The sequence below is a fragment of the Alteromonas sp. Cnat3-28 genome, from assembly GCF_022348265.1.
In the GTDB taxonomy this organism is placed as follows: Bacteria; Pseudomonadota; Gammaproteobacteria; order Enterobacterales; family Alteromonadaceae; genus Alteromonas; species Alteromonas macleodii.
Genome location: NZ_JAKREY010000008.1, coordinates 79,171 through 98,757, shown reverse-complemented (window position 1 = coordinate 98,757; position 19,587 = coordinate 79,171). Strand labels below are relative to the sequence as shown.

Sequence of the window (19,587 nt, the reverse complement as noted above, 5' to 3'; positions counted from 1 at the left end):
AGAATCCTGCATGACAGTTATATGACGATTTGATGGAACAAGCGGTACACAATCGGTAATTGTCGCCTATTTGCAATTGGCTGAGCTAAATTGACCCTTGCTTAAATTACTGATTTTGTTTGGTTTGTGTGTCTTTTTTTATGCTCCTAAAGTTCGCTGCCATCAAGATGTCACATTGCTGAGCCAAACTGACCCTCGACAGTTTCATCAGATTTGGGCAAGACTCTCGTTTTGTTATAAACGCTGGCGCTGGCCGGACTAACGCGTGATGTATCCAATTCAAGAGATTTCCAAAGAGAGCACTATGTTTACCTTTACAAATTCAACACAATTTAGACATCACAAGCTTTGGCTAGCATTTACATTTTGCGTAGTGGCGTTGGCGGTTTGTTTAGCTTTTATATTTGGCAATGCAAAAGAAAGCACCGTGATATCAGGCCTCGATATTGTGGGAGAGGGAAGCATTGCTTTTTTAACTTTGGCGTGGATGCTAGCTGCGCTTGCCAGCCGTCCTCCAGGTAAAGTAACGAGCCTTCTCACGGTAGGACTCGGCTTCTTTCTATTTTCAGTCAGTTTAGATTTCTTGGATGAGTTTTTTCATTATCCTGAAGAGGCTTATTGGCTAAGCATGATTGAGTCTTATCCTGCGGCTGTGGGTATGGTAGTAATGACCGCGGCACTGTATCAGTGGCACCTAGAGCAGCGCGCGTTAAACTTGCAATTACGACGCAGAGAATGGGACTTTCGCGATCACGATGCTATCGATCCCATCACTCAGCTTTACCGCGCAGAGTATTGGAAAACACAAATTAATAAATTACAGCAGTCTGGCAAGTCAGCTGTCATCGCCATTATCGATATCAATAACTTCTCTTTGTTCAACCAAAAACATGGGTATACAGAAGGCGATAGGTATCTGCACGATATTGCGCAATTGGTGATTATGAATTTGCGTCAGCAAGATTTAGCGTGCCGCTATGCCGGTGATAGGTTTGCTATTTTGATGCCAGACGTCTCGCCCATGCAGGCCGACGTTATCCTCAACGATATCAAAGTGAGCATTCAGCACCTTGCGTTTAGACACAGCCAAAATGCAAACGCTATTTACACTACCGCTCGCAGTACTCAAGTGACTTTGTTACCTAACCAACGCCTTGCGACAGTGCTTAACACCATGCTCTTAGAACTTGAGCGTGCCCATGGTAGCGCAGCGTAATTAGGCCGGTTTGGTCAGTGTATTTGGCGATAGTAATTGGTAGAGGTAACCGGTGAAGATGAATGAAGATGCCTGCAACGAGTAACTTATGGATTTAATGTTACCAAGACTAAACGCACTACGAGACTCTGAGGACGAAGCAGCAATTGCGGGTGCTGAGTACCGTCATTCAACTCGTCTTTCTGGAGTGGGTGTCTCTCTAAAAGATGATGCTAAAGCGCTTGGCATGGGTGTCACTGTAAAAGATGACGCTAATGAGCTAGACATGGGTGTCATCGATAGTGCTGGTAGTGCTGATGTAGTGATGTCTAGCCAAGATAAAGTAATAGTTGGGTATTGGTTAGTGAGGGCAGCACTTAATGTGGCGCTCTCTCGTGGCGCGAATAAAAATAAGCTCTTGCGCGGTACAGGTATTTTTGAAGATGCGTTGCAACACCAATCACTATTAAGCATAAATCAATATTCATCGCTGTTAGTGAATGTTCAAAGCCAGGCGAGAGGCGGCGACGTTAGTTTTTTGCTGGGGGGAGCTTTCGCCTCGCAGTGGCTATCTAGTCCACTTAATGCGCTCAAAGCATGTGAAAATGTAGAGCAGCTACTTTTACAGCTGACTCAACGCCAAACATACCGGTGGTGTAGCCTACCGCTCTGTCAGTTTCAGCGTTTTGAAAACGCAGACCAAATAATGTTAGTGCCTCAGTTTACAGGGGTAAGCAGCAAACAGCTTCAGTTCTCCATTGAAGTGGCATTCGCAAGCGTTGTTGCACTTATGAAAAGTATAGCGAATAAGCGAATTCGTTTATCTTTCTCTTTTACCGAGAGTCGACCAAGAAATATTGCTGATTACGAAACCCACCTTGGGCTTAAGTTATCGTTTAATCGCGCTTTTAACAGTATTTGGATTGAGAAAGACGTATTACGCCAACCTTTGGAGCTAACAGCTCAGTCGGATTGTTCTGCTGAATCACATGTTTCTATGGAAGGTGTCGTTAGTAATAGCGCAACGCAAACAAAAGAAGGGGCTTCTATTGAATTGCAAAACCGCTTGTCTTTGCCTGATTTTGTGAGGCGTTATGTTTATGCATCCTCCAACACACAGGCAGCAAATATCGGATTACCCGAATTGGCGGAAACCCTAGACGTAAGCGTAGCAACGCTGAAACGGAAATTAAAAGAGTTCGGCACTAGCTATCGCGCTCTGTCTGAAGAAGTTCAGCGCAATCATGCGCTTTTACTTTTATCGGTGCACAAGGTGAGTAACGAGGCTGCGGCCAATGCAATGGGCATTAACGATTTGCCTAACTTTCGACGAACGGTAAAACGGCTTACAGGTAAAACCCCTAGCGAGCTTAGGATTTAACGTGAATGACTGATAGCGCCTCTCCATATTTCTACGTAACAGAGCTATGCCACACACTTATGCCAAACATTTATGCAACACAGCTATGAAAAATAGCTAGGCGGCAGTCGCGTTCTACGGCTAAATGGTTGTAGCTTCACTCCTTTAATAACTCGAAATCTAATCGTAGCGTCTGGCACAGTGCAGATGAGTTAATTATTGGAAAGTAAATTTCTTTTCAATGCTTTAAAAACCTTTTATCCTTTGCAGCTTTAGCTTTTCACTGTTCAAGACCGTCAAAATATGGTTTCGTTGAAGCTTTTTCTTACGCATTTGCAACCGGCAGGTGGCTTTTCCGCGTAGCCTTTAAACTGTTGCTAGCAGGCAATAAAACCCAAAAAGAGAGTTTTCTGTGCACGAAAATAAAGACATTGCACCAAATTCTATTGCACCTAACCCGCTAGGTTTAACGCCTATTTTGCTTTTTGTGATCCTTGTTGTGGTAACCGGCATTACTACAAACGACATCACTGCGATGCCTATTTTGGTTGCGTTTTTTATCAGCGCTGGCTATGGGCTATGTTTAAACCCGAAAGGGAAAAAGGTCAGCTTCTCTGAAAAAGTACAAACGTTTTGCAAAGGCGGTGGCGATAAAAACATTATTCTTTTGGTGCTTATTTTCCTGTTAGCCGGTGCGTTTTATGCGGTGACTATAGATATTGGCGCTCGGGATGCCACGGTGAATATGGCACTTCAATTTGTGCCTTCTGCACTTATATTGCCAGGCCTGTTTTTGATTTGCTGTTTCATATCATTTTCAATGGGCACGTCCATGGGCACCATTACCGCGCTCTCGCCCATAGGTGCAGGTCTTGCCACAAGTTTAGGGCTGCCGGTGGAAATGGCGCTTGGTATTGTGGTGGGGGGCGCAATGTTCGGTGATAACCTCTCGTTTGTTTCAGACACCACCATTGCCGCAACCCGTACCCAAGGCGTTCAGCTAAAAGACAAGTTCAAGGCAAACTTAATGGTTGCTGTGCCGGCCTGCATCGTTACTATGGCGTTGCTGCTTATGGTGGATGTTGATACTTCTGGTATTGTTGAAAGTGGCAGCTACGATTTTTGGCGCATAGTACCGTACTTGTGCATTATTGCTTTTGCGCTAACAGGGTTTAACGTTATTAGCGTACTTGCAGTGGGTATTGCCAGTGCCTGTGTAGTAGGCTTGCTACAAGGAAGCTTTACGCCACTTTCAATGATGCAGAGCATCCAAAAAGGGATGGGCTGGATGCAAGATTTAGCGATGATCGCCATAACCATAGGCGGCATTGTGGCGCTTATGCACGCTAACGGCGGTATAACCTGGTTAATCGAGCGTTTAACCCGTAAAGTCACGTCAAAGAAAGGCGCTGAGTTCAGTATTGCTGGCTTAGTTAGCTTTTTAGACGTTACAACGGCGAACAATACTATTGCGATTGTTACCGCAGGCCCAATTGCTAAAGACCTGAACGAAAAATACGGCGTTGACCCTCGTCGTACTGCATCACTTTTGGATATCTTTTCGTGCAGTTTCCAAGGTTTAGTCCCTTACGGTGCGCAGCTTTTAAGTGCCGCAGCCGTAGTAGGTATTTCACCGTTAGCTATTACACCGTACTGCTGGTATCCCATGCTGATTTTCGTGTTTGGTGTGGCGGCCATTTGGTTCGGTTTTCCCCGTTTTGAAACGCCCCAAGACGATGAATTAACCCAAAGCGCTTAAATTCTCGTAACGCTTAACACGCTGGCTTTTTAGGGCGGTATCTTCTAGGATCACCGCCCTAATTTTATTGATGATTAGAAACACGCTTTAGGATGTCACTTTGTCTTCAACACTTGCAATAAAACCTCTTTACAACAAACTAGATGATTGTTTGAGCGCAGATAAATTTCGCTTGAAGCGCCGCATTACACAGCTTGCACAAAAAGTGAATGATACATCTGGTGTTGACGGAAAAGGGGCGGAGAAAAAAGCAGCTAATCCCAAAGTTTCAAAACGTGATAGCGCGGTTAGCGATGAAAGCTTAAAAGCACAGTTTGAAAAGCTCGAAGGCGACATCAATACATCAATAGAAAAACGCAAATGGCGTAAAGACAACCTACCCAAAGTTGAATACCCACCGCTGCCGGTTAGCGATAAAAAAGAAGATATCAAAGAAGCGATTGCGAATAACCAAGTGGTGATTGTTGCGGGTGAGACTGGGTCGGGTAAAACTACGCAGTTACCTAAGATATGCTTAGAGTTAGGTCGCGGTGTTAATGGCATGATAGCCCACACCCAGCCACGACGATTAGCGGCGCGAAGTGTAGCCACCCGTATAGCCGAAGAGCTCAACACGCCGCTTGGCGAAAAGGTGGGTTTTAAAATTCGCTTTAGCGATCAGGTAAGCGAGCGAAGCTACGTTAAGCTTATGACCGACGGTATGCTGCTAGCTGAAATGCAGCAAGACCGCTTTTTAAATCAATACGATACTATCATCATCGATGAAGCTCACGAACGCAGCCTTAATATCGACTTTTTGTTAGGCTATTTGCGTCAGCTTTTAGATAAGCGCCCTGATTTAAAACTCATCATAACATCAGCTACTATCGACCCAGAGCGATTCTCTAAGCATTTTAATAATGCGCCTATTATCGAAGTGAGCGGACGTACCTATCCGGTAGAAATTCGCTACCACGCGCCAGAAGACAATGATGACGATATTGATCAAAGCGATGCCATCGTAAATGCTGTCGACGAGCTAATGCGTGAAGCGCCGGGCGATATCTTAGTGTTTTTAAGCGGGGAGCGCGAGATACGCGACACCCAAGACGCCTTGAGCAAACAGCATTATCGCAACACTGAAATTGTTCCGCTGTATGCGAGGTTGTCGGCGGCAGAGCAAAACCGGATATTTCAGTCTCACAGCGGTAGGCGCATTGTCCTTGCCACCAACGTGGCAGAGACCTCGCTCACGGTCCCCGGCATTAAATACGTCATTGACCCGGGCTTTGCCCGTATTTCACGCTACAGCGCCAGAAGTAAAGTACAGCGTTTACCTATTGAGCCCATCTCTCAAGCGTCAGCGAATCAGCGGGCGGGGCGATGCGGCCGTGTGTCTGACGGTATTTGTATTCGCCTTTATAGTGAAGAAGACTATTTAGGCCGCCCAGAATTTACCGACCCAGAGATCCTGCGAACCAACTTAGCGTCGGTTATTTTGCAAATGCTTGCTTTAGGGTTAGGCGACATCGCTGCGTTTCCATTTGTTCAGCCGCCTGATAACCGCAATATCAACGACGGTTTCCGTTTACTTGAAGAAATTCAAGCTATTGCGAAAGGCAAAGATAACCGGAAAACCAAGCAAAGCGGCAAGATGCAGCTTACTCCGTTAGGTCGTCAAGTAGCACGTTTGCCTATCGACCCTCGCTATGCACGCATGGTGATTGAAGCCGAACGCACTAATGCGCTAGGCGAAGTCATGGTGATTGCAGCGGGGCTCTCAATTCAAGATCCGCGAGAGCGCCCTCAGGAAAAACGCCAGCAAGCAGACGAGAAGCACAGCGAATACCACGATAAAGATTCTGACTTTATCAGTCTTTACAACTTGTGGGTGGCGTTTAGAGAGCAGCAAAACGCACTCAGCCAAAACCAATTGCGCAAATGGTGTAAGCAAAATTTCATCAACTATTTACGTATGCGTGAGTGGCAGGACATTGTTAGCCAGCTCAAAAAATCTATTGCTGAGCTGGGCTTTGGCATCTCAAAGCAAGAAGCCGACTATCAGGCTATTCACCAAGCCATCGCCAGCGGCTTGCTGTCGCACATGGGCTTTAAAGATAAAGAGCGCGAGTATATGGGCTCGCGTAATTCGCGCTTTCTTATTTTCCCGGGTTCAGGGCTATCAAAGTCTCAGCCAAAATGGGTAATGGCAGCTGAACTTGTAGAAACCTCTAAGCTATTTGCTCGTATGGTGGCAAAAATAGACCCAGCATGGGTAGAGCCTTTGGCCGAGCATGTTGTGCAAAGAAGCTATTCAGAGCCACACTGGTCGAAGAAACGCGGTGCGGTGATTGCCTTCGAAAAAGTAATCTTGTTCGGGTTACCCATAGTGATGAAGCGTGCGAAGGTTTATAGCCTCATCGACCCTCCAATTTGCCACGAGCTATTTATCCGCGAAGCGCTAGTCGAAGGCAATACTAAGCTCAATTACAGCTTCTTACAGGAAAATCAGGCGCTGCTTGAGCAGGCAGACGAGTTTGAACAAAAAACCCGTCGTCGCGATTTGATAGTCGATGATGAAGAACTGGTAAGCTTTTACGCGAAGCGTATTCCAGTTGAAGCCAACAACGACGCGGCGTTTAAGAAGTGGTTTAAGCAACACGGAAGCAACGACAGTTTAACGTTTAAAGAAGAAGACGTATATCGTCAGCAGCCTGGGCAGTCGGTAGCAAACGCATTTCCTGATGTATGGCGCCAAGGCAATATTACGCTGCCGCTTCGCTATAACTTCGAACCTAACGCTGAAGACGATGGCGTAACTGTTGTCATCCCGCTGCCTGTGCTTAACCAAGTCGACAATATAGGTTTTGATTGGCTGGTGCCGGGGCTAAGGCACGACCTAATTGTGGGTTTAATTAAAACCTTGCCTAAACGCTTGCGTCGTAACTTTGTGCCTGCGCCTAATTTTGCTGAGGCGTGCCTTGCTGATATCAGTGAAACAGATAAGAACAACCGTCCGGTGCCTTTGCTTGAAGCTGTAACCGATAAGTTACGCAAAATGACGGGCGTAATTATTGAAAGCGAAGAGTGGAATTTAGATCAGCTTGATAAGCATTTGAAAATGCACTTTGCGGTAGTTAACGATAATGGTGATGATATTGCTAAAGGTGACGACCTTCACGCGCTTAAACAGCAGTGTGCAGGGCAGGTGAAACAAACCTTTGAGAAAGCCGCAACACCGGAGTTAGAGCGAAATAACATAGAACAATGGGATTTCGAAAGCTTGCCAGAAACCTTCGTGCAGAAAGTAGGCGGGTTTGAAGTTCAGGCGTTCCCGGCTCTGGTACAAAAGGGCGATAAGGTAGATATTGCGCTCATTGAAGAAGCAGATAAAGCCCAAGTGCTGCATAAGCAAGGCGTGAATGTCTTGATTAAAAACGCCATGCCTTCGCCGCTTAATTATTTGCAAAGCAAATTACCTAATAAAGCCAAACTGGGTTTGTATTTCAACCCATTTGGACAAGTGAAAGCGCTAATTGATGATTGTATTTTTGCGGGTATCGACGCCATCGTCAGTGATTACTGCAAAACCAATAACACCGACATTCGCAGCAAAGCCGATTTTGAAGCCTGTTTAGAGATTGCTCGTGCAAACATTAATGACAGAGTGTTAGAGATCGCCAAACAAGTGGAGCAGGGGCTTACCCTCGCGCACCAGTGCCAGAAGCAAATGAAAGGTAACGTGCCGCTGACGATGATAAACGCCTTAGGTGACTGTAAAGCCCACTTGGCATCGTTAGTTTTTCCTGGTTTTGTTTCTGAAATTGGCGAGAGCAGATTAGATGATTGGAATCGTTACATTAAAGGTTTAGCTCGTCGGTTAGAGAAGCTCCCCATTGATCCCAACAAAGACAGAATGCATCAGGTCACGGTAGAAAAGTCGATTAAAGAATGGGAAAAGGCGTGCAGCAAATACCCCAAAGGTAAAGTACCTCAAGCTCTTAATGACGTGCGCTGGATGATAGAAGAATTACGGGTTTCCTTGTTTGCGCAGCAGCTTGGTACGGCTTATCCCATTTCGGCTAAGCGTATCACTTTGCACCTCGCTGACTTTTAAAAAAAGGCGTTAGGTGTAAGCTAGCATCAATGGACCAGGCTAGGGCATGAGGGCACATATTTGTTATCGCAAACAAAACAGCGGGCAGAAACGGCTGAGTCGCTGATTTAAGTGGGAAGGTAGTCGAAATTAGACCAAAGTACACTTTTAATAATTGTTGAATAAATATTATACAGTTCGATTGACAAGTTACCGGCATCGCCCTATAACATCAAATGTAGTCGTCAGCGTAACGCTAAAAATCAGGAGAAGTAGACATGTTGGGATACGACGATAAGCGAAATTTTTTCAGGATGATGGTAAATTCGCCTTGTCAGTTGCAAATTACTGATGATGAGTCGAGCCGCACCATGCAGGCAATGTGTAGAGATATCAGTGCTACAGGTATGTCTTTGGAAGTCGATGAACCCTCAATTGAGGTGGGTACACAAGTGAGTGTTGCAATAGAGTCATCTAGTTCGCAAATCCCATCTTTGGCAGCATTAGCGACTGTTGTGCGCTGTGAACCTGAATCCGAGTCAAGCTGCATTATAGGCGTCGAAATTTCTCAGATGAAATAGTCTAATCTAACGTGTTAGGGCGGGGTAAAAGCTTCGCCTTTTCGTGTCTAACTAAAAAAACAAAGCGTCAGGGTCTACATCAATGACGTACTCGCGGTGTTGCTTCTTTCTTTACACTCCTATGTTGACCAGCCCGTTGTGGTTTGAAAACAGTCTTTCAGCTTTCATATACTAAACCGAATAGGCCGTTCAGTTTTTTCTATTTTAACTCTTAGTCTTAATTGCTAATAATTCTCATTAACGAAAAAGCAAACTGATTTAATATTTTGAGAGAGCGATGAATATGAAAAAGACGATGACCTTTGCAGTGATGCACTTTTCAGTGGCCTTTACGGTTGCCTACTTATTGACAGGAAGTGTGGTAGTAGGCGGTGCTGTAGCGTTGGTTGAGCCAGCCATTAATACCGTAGCGTTTTATTTTCACGAGATGGTGTGGAAGAAAGTTGAAGAAAAAGAGGGTGTTGGTAAGGAACAGTCAGATGATAGTTCACAACAGTTATCAAGTCGCTTTTCTAACAATGAGATAACCTTTGCATCTTAGGGGAATGGATTTACCTTCGTAAGCTTTTCGCACAATGTAATGTTAGCTCAATGGATTTCGTTAAGCGCCCTATACATCAACAAGGGCGCTTTTTTAATAGCTAGTCGTCGGTGACTTCACACACTAGACCTTTCAAGTAATAGCCTTCTGGATAGCTGCCAATGATAGGATGATCTGAGGCTTGATTAAGCCTTGCGATAATTTTGATAGTACGACCTGCATCAAGTGCAGCGTCTGCCACAACTTTCTGGAATAAATCTGCCGGCATAAGGCCAGAGCAGCTAAATGTAAGCAGCAGCCCACCAGATTTAACAGCATGTATGCCGTACATATTAATGTCTTTATAGCCGCGGGCAGCACGGTTTAATGTTGCCTTGCTGTCGACAAACTTTGGCGGGTCGAGTATCACCATATCAAACTGTTTGCCCTGCTCGTGATACTCCCTGAGTGCCTTAAACACGTCTTGGTTTACGTAATTGGCTTTGTTTTCGTCTAAACCATTGATGGCTACATGGTGCTTAGCCAAATCAAGAGCAGGCTGAGATACATCAACGTTTGTCACTGACTTAGCACCGCCAGCAAGTGCATAACAAGAAAACGTACCTGTGTAGCTAAAACAGTTGAGTACGTCGGCATCTTTCGCGTAATGTGCAGCCGCCGCGCGACTGTCTCGCTGATCTAGGTAAAAACCGGTTTTATGGCCGTTCTCGATATCAACCACTATGTTGATGCCGTTTTCTTTTACTGTAACTTGCATAGGTGGTTCACCATGCAGTACACCAGTTACAGGCTCTAAGCCTTCTTTCTTGCGCACGTCCACGTCGCTTCGCTCGTATATGTGTACATTAGGCATCAGCTTAGTAATTGCCCACACTATCTTATCTCTGTGTTTTTCGCCGCCCGCGCTTAAAAGCTGAAGTACTGCAACGTTGTCGTATAGGTCTATAGTGATCCCTGGAAGGCCATCACTTTCAGACGCTATCCAGCGAAACGCGTTGGTTTTGTTTGGGTCAAACAAGCGTTTGCGAAGGGCTAGTGCAGTTTCTAAACGGCGTAGGAAAAATCCGTTATCAATGCTTTCGTCTTTTTTGAATGTCCACATACGAACGCGAATTTTTGAATTTGGAGAGTAAGCGCCTCGCCCTAACCAGTCGCCTTCAGAGTCAAACACGTCTACTGTATCGCCAACTCGCGCGCGGCCCTTTAGTTCAGCCACAGCGCTTTCGAATACCCAAGGGTGTTTGCGGCGAAGTGATTTGTCTCTGGATGGCTGTAATATGACCTGTGCTGACATGAAGGCTCTCGTACTAATTTAATAAATGTGAAACAGAGTTAAGCGAACTTACTCGCTTATGAGAATGGTCGCGATTATACGCAATTTCATAAGTTCTGTGTTAATAATACCAGTCCGCATAGATCATTACCCACTCAGCGAGAGTTAAAATACTCTATCCGGACTGGTATAAACATAAAAAAAACCAAACTGTTTGATATAAAAGTACGTAGCCAAATTACGATTGGAATTTAAGACTAGGATTGGATGTAAATTATGCGATATGTCGATTTTGAAAAAGGATGCGGCCCAAGCGAACTTGTTGTAAAGGAATGTGAAGGGCTGTCGCTAGCACCAGGGAAAGTAAAAGTTGACGTAAAAGCGTTTGGGGTGAATCGTGCGGATACCTTACAACGCCAGGGGAATTACCCACCTCCACCAGGCGAGAGCGATATTCTTGGATTAGAGGTAGCTGGCGTGGTGTCAGAGGTTGCCAGTGACGTTACTGCATTTAAAGAAGGTGACGAGGTATTCGGTTTGGTTGCAGGTGGCGGCTATGCCACTGAAGTGATGGTTAATCCAGCCCATTTAATGCCCATCCCCAAAGGCATGCCGTTTTTTGAAGCCGCGGGTTTGGCCGAAGTGTTTCTTACGGCATTTCAGTGTTTGCGCACAATCGCGCATGTAAAGCCGGCTGAACGGGCGTTAATTCATGGCGGTGCAAGCGGTGTAGGGCTGGCTGCCACGCAACTTTGTCGATATTGGGGCGTACACAGTGCGGTAACGGCTTCAAGCCAAGATAAGCTTTCGTTGTGTGAAAGCAATGGCGCAGAGCATCTTATCAATTATAAGCAGCAACAGTTTGATGATGTGCTTAAAAAAGTCTGGCCTGAAGGGGTTGATATGGTGCTTGATATGGTAGGTGGCGACTACCTCAACCGTAACCTTAAAATACTGAAACAAGATGGAAAAGTGGTTTACTTAGCGATGCTGGCAGGGAGATATGCTGACAACCTCGATATGGCTATGCTGTTAGGTAAAAGGGCGTCCATTATTGGCACGACACTTAGAAATCGAAGCGACGATTATAAAGCTGATCTAATTCGTGACTTTACTACCGTATGCTTGCCCGCTTTTGAGAATAAAGAGCTTAGGGTGAATATCGATACTCACTATAGCATTGAAGATATCAGCGAACCCCACGTGCGTTTGGAAAACAACGATACGCAGGGCAAGCTGGTTCTTTCTTGGTAAATTTGCTTTACAGTAAGCTTATCTAATTGCCAACGAAGCCTTCGTCGGGTTTCGTTGGATTGGCTTCTGCCGCATTGCGGGCCAGGTCGTCACAGCGCTCATTTTCAGGGTGCCCCGAATGGCCTTTTACCCAATGCCAGTTTACCTGATGCTTTTTTACCGCTTCATCTAGTCGCTTCCACAAATCTGCGTTCTTGACGGGTTTTTTATCTGCCGTGCGCCAACCGTTCTTGCGCCAGTTATGGATCCACTGATTAATACCGTTTTTTACGTACTGGCTGTCGGTAGTTAATTCAACGTTGCACGGTTCGTTTAAACTATTAAGCGCTTCGATAGGGGCTAATAGTTCCATACGGTTATTAGTTGTGTGGGCAAAGCCGTCGCTCAACTCTTTTCTATGCTGCTTGTAAATCAGTACAGCTCCGTACCCGCCCGGTCCAGGGTTGCCTAAGCACGAGCCGTCGGTGTATATATGAATGGTCTTTTGAGCCACAGCGTTTCCTTTGATTTAACTGGCTTAATTTATATTGTCTTTTCCCTTAGCGGATTGCGAAGGGGTTGATATACTATCAAAAAATGAAAGTGTAATTATAGTAGAGGTTCCATGCGCCAAATTGTTCTCGATACTGAAACCACAGGTATTGACCCCAAAGAAGGCCACCGCATTATCGAAATAGGGTGTGTTGAAGTTGTTAACCGCCGATTGACGGGGAATCACTTTCACGTTTACATCAATCCGGGCCGTCACATTGAACAAGAGGCAATTGAAGTCCACGGTATAACCAATGAATTTCTTGCCGACAAGCCTACCTTTTCTCAAGTGGCTCAGGAGTTTGTGAGCTTTATCAAAGGGGCACAGTTAGTCATTCACAACGCGCCCTTCGACGTTGGGTTTATGGATCACGAGTTTGGCATGGAAGCGTCTACCAAAGGCGTTATTACTAACCAAATTTGCGATGTTCTCGATACACTTACTCTTGCTCGCCAAATGCACCCAGGCCAAAAGAACAACCTCGATGCCTTGTGTAAGCGTTATGGTATAGACAATAGTCATCGTACCCTTCACGGCGCTTTGCTGGATGCGGAAATCCTGGCAGATGTTTACCTGTTGATGACCGGTGGGCAAACTAAGCTAAAATTGGCATCTAGCTCTGGCAGCGACGCTGACTCAACTGCCATTCGTAGAATTAACCGAAGCGCAAATAAATTAAAGGTTATTAAAGCCTCCGCCGATGAAATAACACAGCATGAGGCCCGCTTGGATATTGTCGAAAAAGCGGGTGGCAAATGTTTATGGCGTCCTCAGCCTGAAGAGGTGTCTTAGCAGAACATAATCAAACAGAACTAAAATAGCCAAACAATGCAGGAGCAGCGTAGCGTGAGAGTGTGGTTTTATTGGGTAATTTTTTTATCATTGTTTATACACTTAAGCGCTGGCGCTCAGTCGCAAGAAGACGAACGCGACGCTGCAAGGCAGCTTGCTGATAGCGCTGTACAAAATGCTCAATCAAGCAACACAACAACAGATACATCTCCTCTTACAGAGCTTGGTGATGAATACACCAACTCCATTCAACTGTTACAAAACCGCTTTCGCGTTGACTATAACGTTAAAGAAATCACCATGGTTTTCTTTAGGGAGTACGGTTCTGCCCCTGTAGTGCTGGTTAGACCCGATGGTTCAAAGCTATTTCAAGGGCGCGTCGACGAAGAAAAGGTGCAGTGGTACGACGCTGATACCTTTGACATGATCACCATCAAAGATCCTGTGCCAGGGCCTTGGCAAGCTGTAGGTCAAGTATTACCGCAAAGCCGTGTAATGGTTTTGTCTAATGTTGAACTTCATGCTGAGCCGTTACCGAATGTGCTGTTTGCCGGCGAAATACTTAAATCCACAGCCTATTTAACCAACAACGGCAAGCCTATAGAAAACAAACAGTTCAGAGATGTCGTCGACTTAGAGATTGAGTTTAAGAGTACCAATAACCCTAACTACGGCAACTTTGGTACAAATGACCAGCGCATAGCGACATTTAAAGACGATGGGCGAGGGATGGATGAGCGACCAGGAGATGGCGTTTTTACTGGCCAGTTCAACTTGAAAATACCGGCTGGTGAATGGAAGCCTATTTTTCGCGTAAGCACACCAATGTACACCCGCGAGCAAATAGGCGAACTTATCGTCTTACATGAAAATCCCGTGTCTATTGATGTTGAAATGGATGGAGGCGGAGAGGGCTATCATAAAATTATTATTGATGTAGACCGTGAATTAGTCGACATCGAGTCACTGCTAGTCGATGGCAAAGTGAAGTTTCCTAATTCCGATATGCAGAATTTTTCGCTAACAGAAGGCGGTGTGGATCCTCGAGAGCACTTGATTGTCGCCTACGAAGAAGGAATTTTTAGGGTAAAGCTCACTGCTTACGGCACGACAATGGATGGGCGCGATTTTATATTAGATGTCCCTGAATATAGTTTTGTGGCAGAGGGACCAGCCGAGCCTGAGGTTGAAGACCCTTTAATCAATGGAAAAGATCCTATCGTTGATGGCAGTGCACCCTTAATAACGCAACCTGAAGTGCCACAAGACGATATGCAGCCAAATTCGGTAGAAGATGAAATGGATGATGGGACGCTAACCCTCATTCTGGTGGCCGTAAATGGGTCTATAGTGCTCATCGGAGTAATCGCTGCTGCTGTAATTATTATTATGCGAAAAAAGGCGTCTGCGCCTAAGCAAGCAAATAGTACTGCAAAGCCATCGGGAGAAACCACCGATGCTGACCTTACTATGGAATCTGAACCTAAGGGGTTTAAAAAACTGCTAGGGCTATTCAAAAAGCGTGAAAAAGCTGAAAAGGAATAGCAGGGAGACCAGCGCTTCAGTTTAAGGCGTCGCTAATTTGTTCAGTTTGAATTTTATTTCGACATAATGCCTATTTAACAGGCAAACAAACCGCAGATGACAATTTTATTAATAAAAAGCGTTGACTCCACATAGGGGAATACGTATTATCTGCGCCGCAGTCAGGGGACAGGGCAACAACAGCCAAGTCAACTCACTGATAACATTGAAGATGTGGAGCGGTAGTTCAGTTGGTTAGAATACCGGCCTGTCACGCCGGGGGTCGCGGGTTCGAGTCCCGTCCGCTCCGCCACTCTTTCAATGGTATAACTAAAAGGTCTTCGGAGCGGTAGTTCAGTTGGTTAGAATACCGGCCTGTCACGCCGGGGGTCGCGGGTTCGAGTCCCGTCCGCTCCGCCATTTAGTTATACAGCGCAATCTCGATTATGTGGAGCGGTAGTTCAGTTGGTTAGAATACCGGCCTGTCACGCCGGGGGTCGCGGGTTCGAGTCCCGTCCGCTCCGCCATTAATCGAATAAAGCGCGCTTCCCATTATGCGGAGCGGTAGTTCAGTTGGTTAGAATACCGGCCTGTCACGCCGGGGGTCGCGGGTTCGAGTCCCGTCCGCTCCGCCATTAATGATAAGCTTTTCCTTCTTAGATAATTCCCCCTTCTGGGTACATTCAAAAAGCTCTCTTTTTACTCTGTCGTTAAAATTGCTGTTCTCGCAATCGCACTTTATTTATTCTTACCCCCTTGTCATTTAGCCATTCAAGAAATTGCTCCATTTCCCAATTGCACAATGTGACACTAGAAACATTATTCCTCTTCGATTAATAGTCTTCTATAAAGTAAAAAAACATCCAACAAACAGTAACATGCCCTAAAGTCGTAGTGTCTTTTTTTTAATTTGTACTAAAGTTAGGTCGCTCACGCTAAAAAACACGGAAACCATGAATAAAAGCAACCAAAAACAGTACTTTCTTGCTGATAATGTAAAAGCAATTGGGGTGTCATTGCTAAGCGTAGTGGGTGTGACCCTATTACTCGCTATCGTTATGTTTGTGTTTATTCGAGAACAAGAGGAGAGTCGCGCTACAGAAATACTAGATAATGTGCGCGTAGTATTTAGAGATGCTGAGATCACGCTCGATTACCTAAATGCGCTGCCGTATCAAACCTGTGGAATGGATAACTTAGCGGAAATGCGAAAAACCTTGTTTCGCTCTCGATTTGTAAAAGAGATAGGTTTTTATCAAAATAACGAGCTATTGTGCAGTACTTATTAGGACATTCTAGAAGAGCCCATGAAAGAGGTTAAGCCTGATTTTTATACTCAGCTTGGCGACGCTTTTTGGATTAATACTCCTCTTCAGCTTTTCGATAAACAAGCTACTGGTACTATAGTACAGCGCGGACGTTACAACGCAGTATTGGATATGGATAGTGTCATTGGTTACAGCTACACGCAAGATTGGCAACTGTTCTACAATGGCGATCAGTTTTATCATATGGCAGGTAATCCTAGCCTTGTCGGTTCTACCCTCAGCGAAGATGACATGGACGCACACACTGGCTATTTTTCCTTACAATTTATCCAGTGTGATGAACGCTACAATCATACCTGCCTAAAAGTGAAATCTGATCACGGTCGCGTATTAGATTTGCACATGGGCAAGCTGGTGTTGTTCGTGTTTGCTATGATAATGACAGCAGCGTTGACGCATATGCTTACCTTTAACTATTTAAGACGACGACGTTCACTTGAGTCTCGCGTCAGTAAAGGGCTAAAAGAACATAAGTTCTATTGCTTGTACCAACCTTTTGTAAATTTGGAATCGGGAAAGGTCATTGGGTGCGAAGTATTGAGTCGATTTGAGGATGAATTTGGGCCGATTTACCCTGACAAATTTATTCCTCAGGTAAAAGAGCAGGATATGACCTGGGAATTTACGGTTGATATGATTACCACCGCCATGAGAGAACTCAACGAAAACCCAGAGATCCCCGAAGGCTTTAAGGTATCGTTTAATCTATTCCCCTTCGATTTTACCCGCGAAGGTTGTTTGGACCTAGACTTTGTACTAGATATGAACGTAAAGAACTTCAAGTTAGTTTTAGAGATCACTGAAGATGAGCAAATCGCCACTCATAGCGCGGTGAAGCATATTAAGTCGCTGAAGAGCAAAGGCTTCTTATTTGCAATTGACGACTTTGGAGTGGGTTATTCAAATTTAAGCCAGCTTAAAACGCTAAACTGTGATTACCTTAAAATTGACCGCAGCTTTGTTATGGATATGGAAGATAACAGCATTCGTTCATCGCTCATCCCTCACATTGTGAGCATTGCCGAAGGACTTAATATTGATTTAATTGCAGAAGGGGTCGAAAACATTGATCAATGCAATGAACTGAAAGGATTAACCATCGGCTTTGGTCAAGGGTGGTTATTTGGCAAGCCACAGTCGGTGGATGCGTTGGCCAAAAGCGTTCAAGGCATACAATAATACGGATTGATATTTACATTTTAGCGCTGTTATTTTTCAGTTGGTGTTGGTAGCGTTTAACGCTACCATTCACCGTCTGGAAATTAAAGAAGAATACTCGCATGCAGGACGTGCTAATTTGCCGCAATATTAATAAAACCTATCAAGATGGCAGTAATGCTACCCCCGTTTTACACGATGTCTCTCTTTCAATAAAAGCTGGCGAACATGTTGCTATTTTAGGTAGCTCCGGCTCAGGTAAAAGCACCCTTTTACATATTCTTGGAGGGTTGGATAAACCTTCTAGCGGCGAAGTCGAATTCAATGGAAAATCACTCGGTCAATTATCTGGAAATGCATTAGCAAAGCTTCGCAATGACGAAATGGGCTTTATCTATCAATTTCATCATTTGCTCGGTGAATTCACAGCGTTAGAAAATGTAGCAATGCCGCTAAGAATTAGAGGGCTCTCGACCAAATTGGCCCACGGCAAGGCTCGTGAAATGTTAGATGAAGTTGGGCTTTCTCACCGCGTCGACCATTTACCATCGACCATGTCAGGCGGTGAACGACAGCGTGTGGCAATAGCACGAGCTTTAGTTACCGAGCCATCAGTGGTGCTGGCCGACGAACCTACAGGAAATCTTGATGACTCGACGGGTGAGCAAATTTATAAACTGCTTACTAGCTTAAGTGATAAAAAAGGGACAGCGTTTGTCGTCGTTACCCACGATATTACCTTGGCTAGGAAAATGGACAGGGTGCTGAAGATAAAGGACGGCAGATTAGCGAGCGATACGTTGTTCAAGGAGAGCCAAGATGCTCGCCTTTGAATTGGCCCAACGCTTCAGAAAAACACGTTCAGAACAGCGTTTCATCTCTTTTATTTCGATGTCATCCACCATTGGGATTGCCCTTGGTTGCTTTGTACTAATTGTGTTGCTAAGCGTAATGAACGGATTTGAAAAAGAGCTTACAAGTCGTATTTTGAGTGTGGTTCCTCATGGTGAATTATATAGCAAAAGCGAAAGCGGAATAGAAAATTTAGACGCGCAGCTCTATCGTTTGTCTCAAGATAGCCGTATTGCGTCTGTCACTCCATACACAGGGATAACCGGAATGTTGCAGTCAAAGGGGGAGTTGAAGGCAATTAGCGTTACTGGTATTCCGGTTAACAGTGTTAGCGACAAATATGCTGAAAGAGTCACAAGTGAGGATTGGCAACGTTTTTTGACGCAGAAAAATGGTCTCATTGTTGGAAAGGGCATTTTCGCTTCCATGGATTTTAATATTGGTGACATTGTTCAAATACTCATTCCCCAAACAACTCAGGATCTAACCTTCAAAGCCCCACGTTCAATTAGGCTTTCTATTTCTGGAGTGCTATCTGTTGGCGGTGAACTCGATAACCAGCTGGGTTTAATGCACTTGGAAACAGCGTCTGAAGCTATTGGTATTTCATCTAAGTCACAAGGAATTCAATTTACACTTAACGACCCATTTTCATCTTACGACACGATGCGAGATATAGGTTACAGCTATCCTCAGGCTGTTTACATGTCTGACTGGACACGTACCCAGGGCCATTTGTATAACGATATTCAGCTAGTTAGAGCTGTGGTGTATATCGCCTTGACGCTGGTCATTGCCGTTGCTTGTTTTAACATTGTGTCGTCACTGGTTATGGCGGTTAGAGACAAACAGGCTGCCATCGCAATATTAAAAACCATGGGAGCGACGGATCGTTTAATTCGCAATACCTTCGTGTTACAGGGCGTTATCAATGGCGTTATAGGCATTACTGTAGGTGTGGTTTTAGCGCTACTGGTAGCACCTAACCTCTCTGAGATTGTTCGCTTTATTGAGGTGGCGATAGGCATAGAAATTCTATCAGGCGATATATATTTCATCGATTTCCTACCATCTGATCTACATTGGCAAGACGTTGTAGTAACCGTGGTTGTTGCTATGTTCTTGAGTGTGGGCGCTACTATTTATCCAGCGCAAAAGGCAGCCAAAGTATCACCTTCATCAGCGCTTCACTAACTTTAAGCTCAATAGGGTAAGTAATACCAGTCAGCATAGATCATTACCCACTCAGCGAGAGTTAAAATGTTCGTAATCGCGGCGTGTTACCGCAGGTATAGTGGTTCTACATCAAGGTGACACAACAAAGAGTACGGACAAACTAACTAAAAAGGCCAGCAATTGATGC

The 19,587-nt window shown here is 44.9% G+C and carries 15 protein-coding genes and 4 tRNA genes; 17 read left to right on the top strand and 2 right to left on the bottom strand.

Annotated elements, in window-relative coordinates:
• Nucleotides 1-304 precede the first annotated feature (304 nt).
• The 6 genes from MHM87_RS10215 (at nucleotide 305) to MHM87_RS10190 (ending at nucleotide 9,511) form a co-directional block, all read left to right on the top strand.
• Nucleotides 305-1,216 (top strand): diguanylate cyclase, encoded by a 912-nt coding sequence (locus MHM87_RS10215; RefSeq protein WP_061485660.1) that lies wholly within the window; start codon nucleotides 305-307, stop codon nucleotides 1,214-1,216.
• Between the two features lie 88 nt (nucleotides 1,217-1,304).
• Nucleotides 1,305-2,576, top strand: coding sequence for a helix-turn-helix domain-containing protein (locus MHM87_RS10210; RefSeq protein ID WP_239258902.1), 1,272 nt, complete (start codon nucleotides 1,305-1,307; stop codon nucleotides 2,574-2,576).
• A 391-nt stretch (nucleotides 2,577-2,967) separates the two neighbouring features.
• A complete protein-coding gene (locus MHM87_RS10205) occupies nucleotides 2,968-4,314 on the top strand; it encodes a Na+/H+ antiporter NhaC family protein (RefSeq protein ID WP_239258900.1) in 1,347 nt (448 codons plus the stop codon).
• A 100-nt stretch (nucleotides 4,315-4,414) separates the two neighbouring features.
• Nucleotides 4,415-8,410 (top strand): ATP-dependent RNA helicase HrpA, encoded by a 3,996-nt coding sequence (gene hrpA / locus MHM87_RS10200; protein WP_239258898.1) that lies wholly within the window; start codon nucleotides 4,415-4,417, stop codon nucleotides 8,408-8,410.
• A 257-nt stretch (nucleotides 8,411-8,667) separates the two neighbouring features.
• On the top strand, nucleotides 8,668-8,970 hold the full coding sequence (locus MHM87_RS10195; protein ID WP_014949177.1) for a PilZ domain-containing protein: 303 nt from the start codon (nucleotides 8,668-8,670) through the stop codon (nucleotides 8,968-8,970).
• Between the two features lie 283 nt (nucleotides 8,971-9,253).
• A complete protein-coding gene (locus MHM87_RS10190) occupies nucleotides 9,254-9,511 on the top strand; it encodes a DUF2061 domain-containing protein (RefSeq protein ID WP_187446460.1) in 258 nt (85 codons plus the stop codon).
• A 100-nt stretch (nucleotides 9,512-9,611) separates the two neighbouring features.
• Here the strand turns inward: MHM87_RS10190 and MHM87_RS10185 are convergent, their stop codons facing one another.
• Nucleotides 9,612-10,805: a class I SAM-dependent methyltransferase gene (locus MHM87_RS10185; RefSeq protein WP_014949179.1), complete on the bottom strand. Its 1,194-nt coding sequence runs from the start codon at nucleotides 10,803-10,805 to the stop codon at nucleotides 9,612-9,614.
• A 255-nt stretch (nucleotides 10,806-11,060) separates the two neighbouring features.
• Between MHM87_RS10185 and MHM87_RS10180 the strand changes: the two genes are divergently transcribed.
• Nucleotides 11,061-12,038, top strand: coding sequence for an NAD(P)H-quinone oxidoreductase (locus MHM87_RS10180; protein ID WP_061094833.1), 978 nt, complete (start codon nucleotides 11,061-11,063; stop codon nucleotides 12,036-12,038).
• A 22-nt stretch (nucleotides 12,039-12,060) separates the two neighbouring features.
• On the opposite strand, the gene rnhA is transcribed toward MHM87_RS10180, so the two are convergent.
• Nucleotides 12,061-12,531, bottom strand: coding sequence for a ribonuclease HI (gene rnhA / locus MHM87_RS10175; protein WP_014979088.1), 471 nt, complete (start codon nucleotides 12,529-12,531; stop codon nucleotides 12,061-12,063).
• 111 nt (nucleotides 12,532-12,642) lie between these two features.
• On the opposite strand from rnhA, the gene dnaQ reads away from it, so the two are divergent.
• From dnaQ to MHM87_RS10125, 10 genes are all read left to right on the top strand, one after another.
• Entirely contained in the window at nucleotides 12,643-13,362 is a 720-nt protein-coding gene (gene dnaQ, locus MHM87_RS10170) for a DNA polymerase III subunit epsilon (RefSeq protein ID WP_014976297.1), read from the top strand.
• Nucleotides 13,363-13,416: 54 nt separating this feature from the next.
• The gene (locus MHM87_RS10165; protein WP_239258896.1) at nucleotides 13,417-14,907 is read left to right on the top strand and encodes a TIGR03503 family protein; all 1,491 of its coding nucleotides are present in this window, start codon (nucleotides 13,417-13,419) and stop codon (nucleotides 14,905-14,907) included.
• Between the two features lie 215 nt (nucleotides 14,908-15,122).
• A tRNA-Asp gene (locus MHM87_RS10160) sits at nucleotides 15,123-15,199 on the top strand.
• 30 nt (nucleotides 15,200-15,229) lie between these two features.
• Nucleotides 15,230-15,306: transfer RNA gene (locus MHM87_RS10155), tRNA-Asp, on the top strand.
• A gap of 30 nt (nucleotides 15,307-15,336) precedes the next feature.
• A tRNA-Asp gene (locus tag MHM87_RS10150) sits at nucleotides 15,337-15,413 on the top strand.
• A 31-nt stretch (nucleotides 15,414-15,444) separates the two neighbouring features.
• Nucleotides 15,445-15,521 (top strand) — tRNA-Asp (locus MHM87_RS10145).
• Between the two features lie 318 nt (nucleotides 15,522-15,839).
• Complete coding sequence (locus MHM87_RS10140) at nucleotides 15,840-16,175, top strand: CSS-motif domain-containing protein (RefSeq protein WP_239258893.1); 336 nt, start codon at nucleotides 15,840-15,842, stop codon at nucleotides 16,173-16,175.
• Nucleotides 16,176-16,193: 18 nt separating this feature from the next.
• Nucleotides 16,194-17,393, top strand: coding sequence for an EAL domain-containing protein (locus tag MHM87_RS10135; protein ID WP_239258891.1), 1,200 nt, complete (start codon nucleotides 16,194-16,196; stop codon nucleotides 17,391-17,393).
• Nucleotides 17,394-17,494: 101 nt separating this feature from the next.
• Nucleotides 17,495-18,205, top strand: coding sequence for a lipoprotein-releasing ABC transporter ATP-binding protein LolD (gene lolD / locus MHM87_RS10130; RefSeq protein WP_061094835.1), 711 nt, complete (start codon nucleotides 17,495-17,497; stop codon nucleotides 18,203-18,205).
• Nucleotides 18,192-19,418, top strand: a complete 1,227-nt coding sequence (locus MHM87_RS10125; protein WP_239258889.1) for a lipoprotein-releasing ABC transporter permease subunit — start codon at nucleotides 18,192-18,194, stop codon at nucleotides 19,416-19,418. Before lolD ends, MHM87_RS10125 begins: the two co-directional genes overlap by 14 nt.
• Nucleotides 19,419-19,587 lie beyond the last annotated feature (169 nt).

What these genes read in the sequence shown, in the direction of transcription:
- MHM87_RS10215 (WP_061485660.1), top strand. Translation starts at nt 305, where the DNA reads ATGTTTACCTTTACAAATTCAACACAATTTAGACATCACAAGCTTTGG.
- MHM87_RS10210 (WP_239258902.1), top strand. Translation starts at nt 1,305, where the DNA reads ATGGATTTAATGTTACCAAGACTAAACGCACTACGAGACTCTGAGGAC.
- MHM87_RS10195 (WP_014949177.1), top strand. Translation starts at nt 8,668, where the DNA reads ATGTTGGGATACGACGATAAGCGAAATTTTTTCAGGATGATGGTAAAT.
- MHM87_RS10190 (WP_187446460.1), top strand. Translation starts at nt 9,254, where the DNA reads ATGAAAAAGACGATGACCTTTGCAGTGATGCACTTTTCAGTGGCCTTT.
- MHM87_RS10185 (WP_014949179.1), bottom strand. Translation starts at nt 10,805, where the DNA reads ATGTCAGCACAGGTCATATTACAGCCATCCAGAGACAAATCACTTCGC.
- MHM87_RS10180 (WP_061094833.1), top strand. Translation starts at nt 11,061, where the DNA reads ATGCGATATGTCGATTTTGAAAAAGGATGCGGCCCAAGCGAACTTGTT.
- dnaQ (WP_014976297.1), top strand. Translation starts at nt 12,643, where the DNA reads ATGCGCCAAATTGTTCTCGATACTGAAACCACAGGTATTGACCCCAAA.
- MHM87_RS10140 (WP_239258893.1), top strand. Translation starts at nt 15,840, where the DNA reads ATGAATAAAAGCAACCAAAAACAGTACTTTCTTGCTGATAATGTAAAA.
- MHM87_RS10135 (WP_239258891.1), top strand. Translation starts at nt 16,194, where the DNA reads ATGAAAGAGGTTAAGCCTGATTTTTATACTCAGCTTGGCGACGCTTTT.
- lolD (WP_061094835.1), top strand. Translation starts at nt 17,495, where the DNA reads ATGCAGGACGTGCTAATTTGCCGCAATATTAATAAAACCTATCAAGAT.
- MHM87_RS10125 (WP_239258889.1), top strand. Translation starts at nt 18,192, where the DNA reads ATGCTCGCCTTTGAATTGGCCCAACGCTTCAGAAAAACACGTTCAGAA.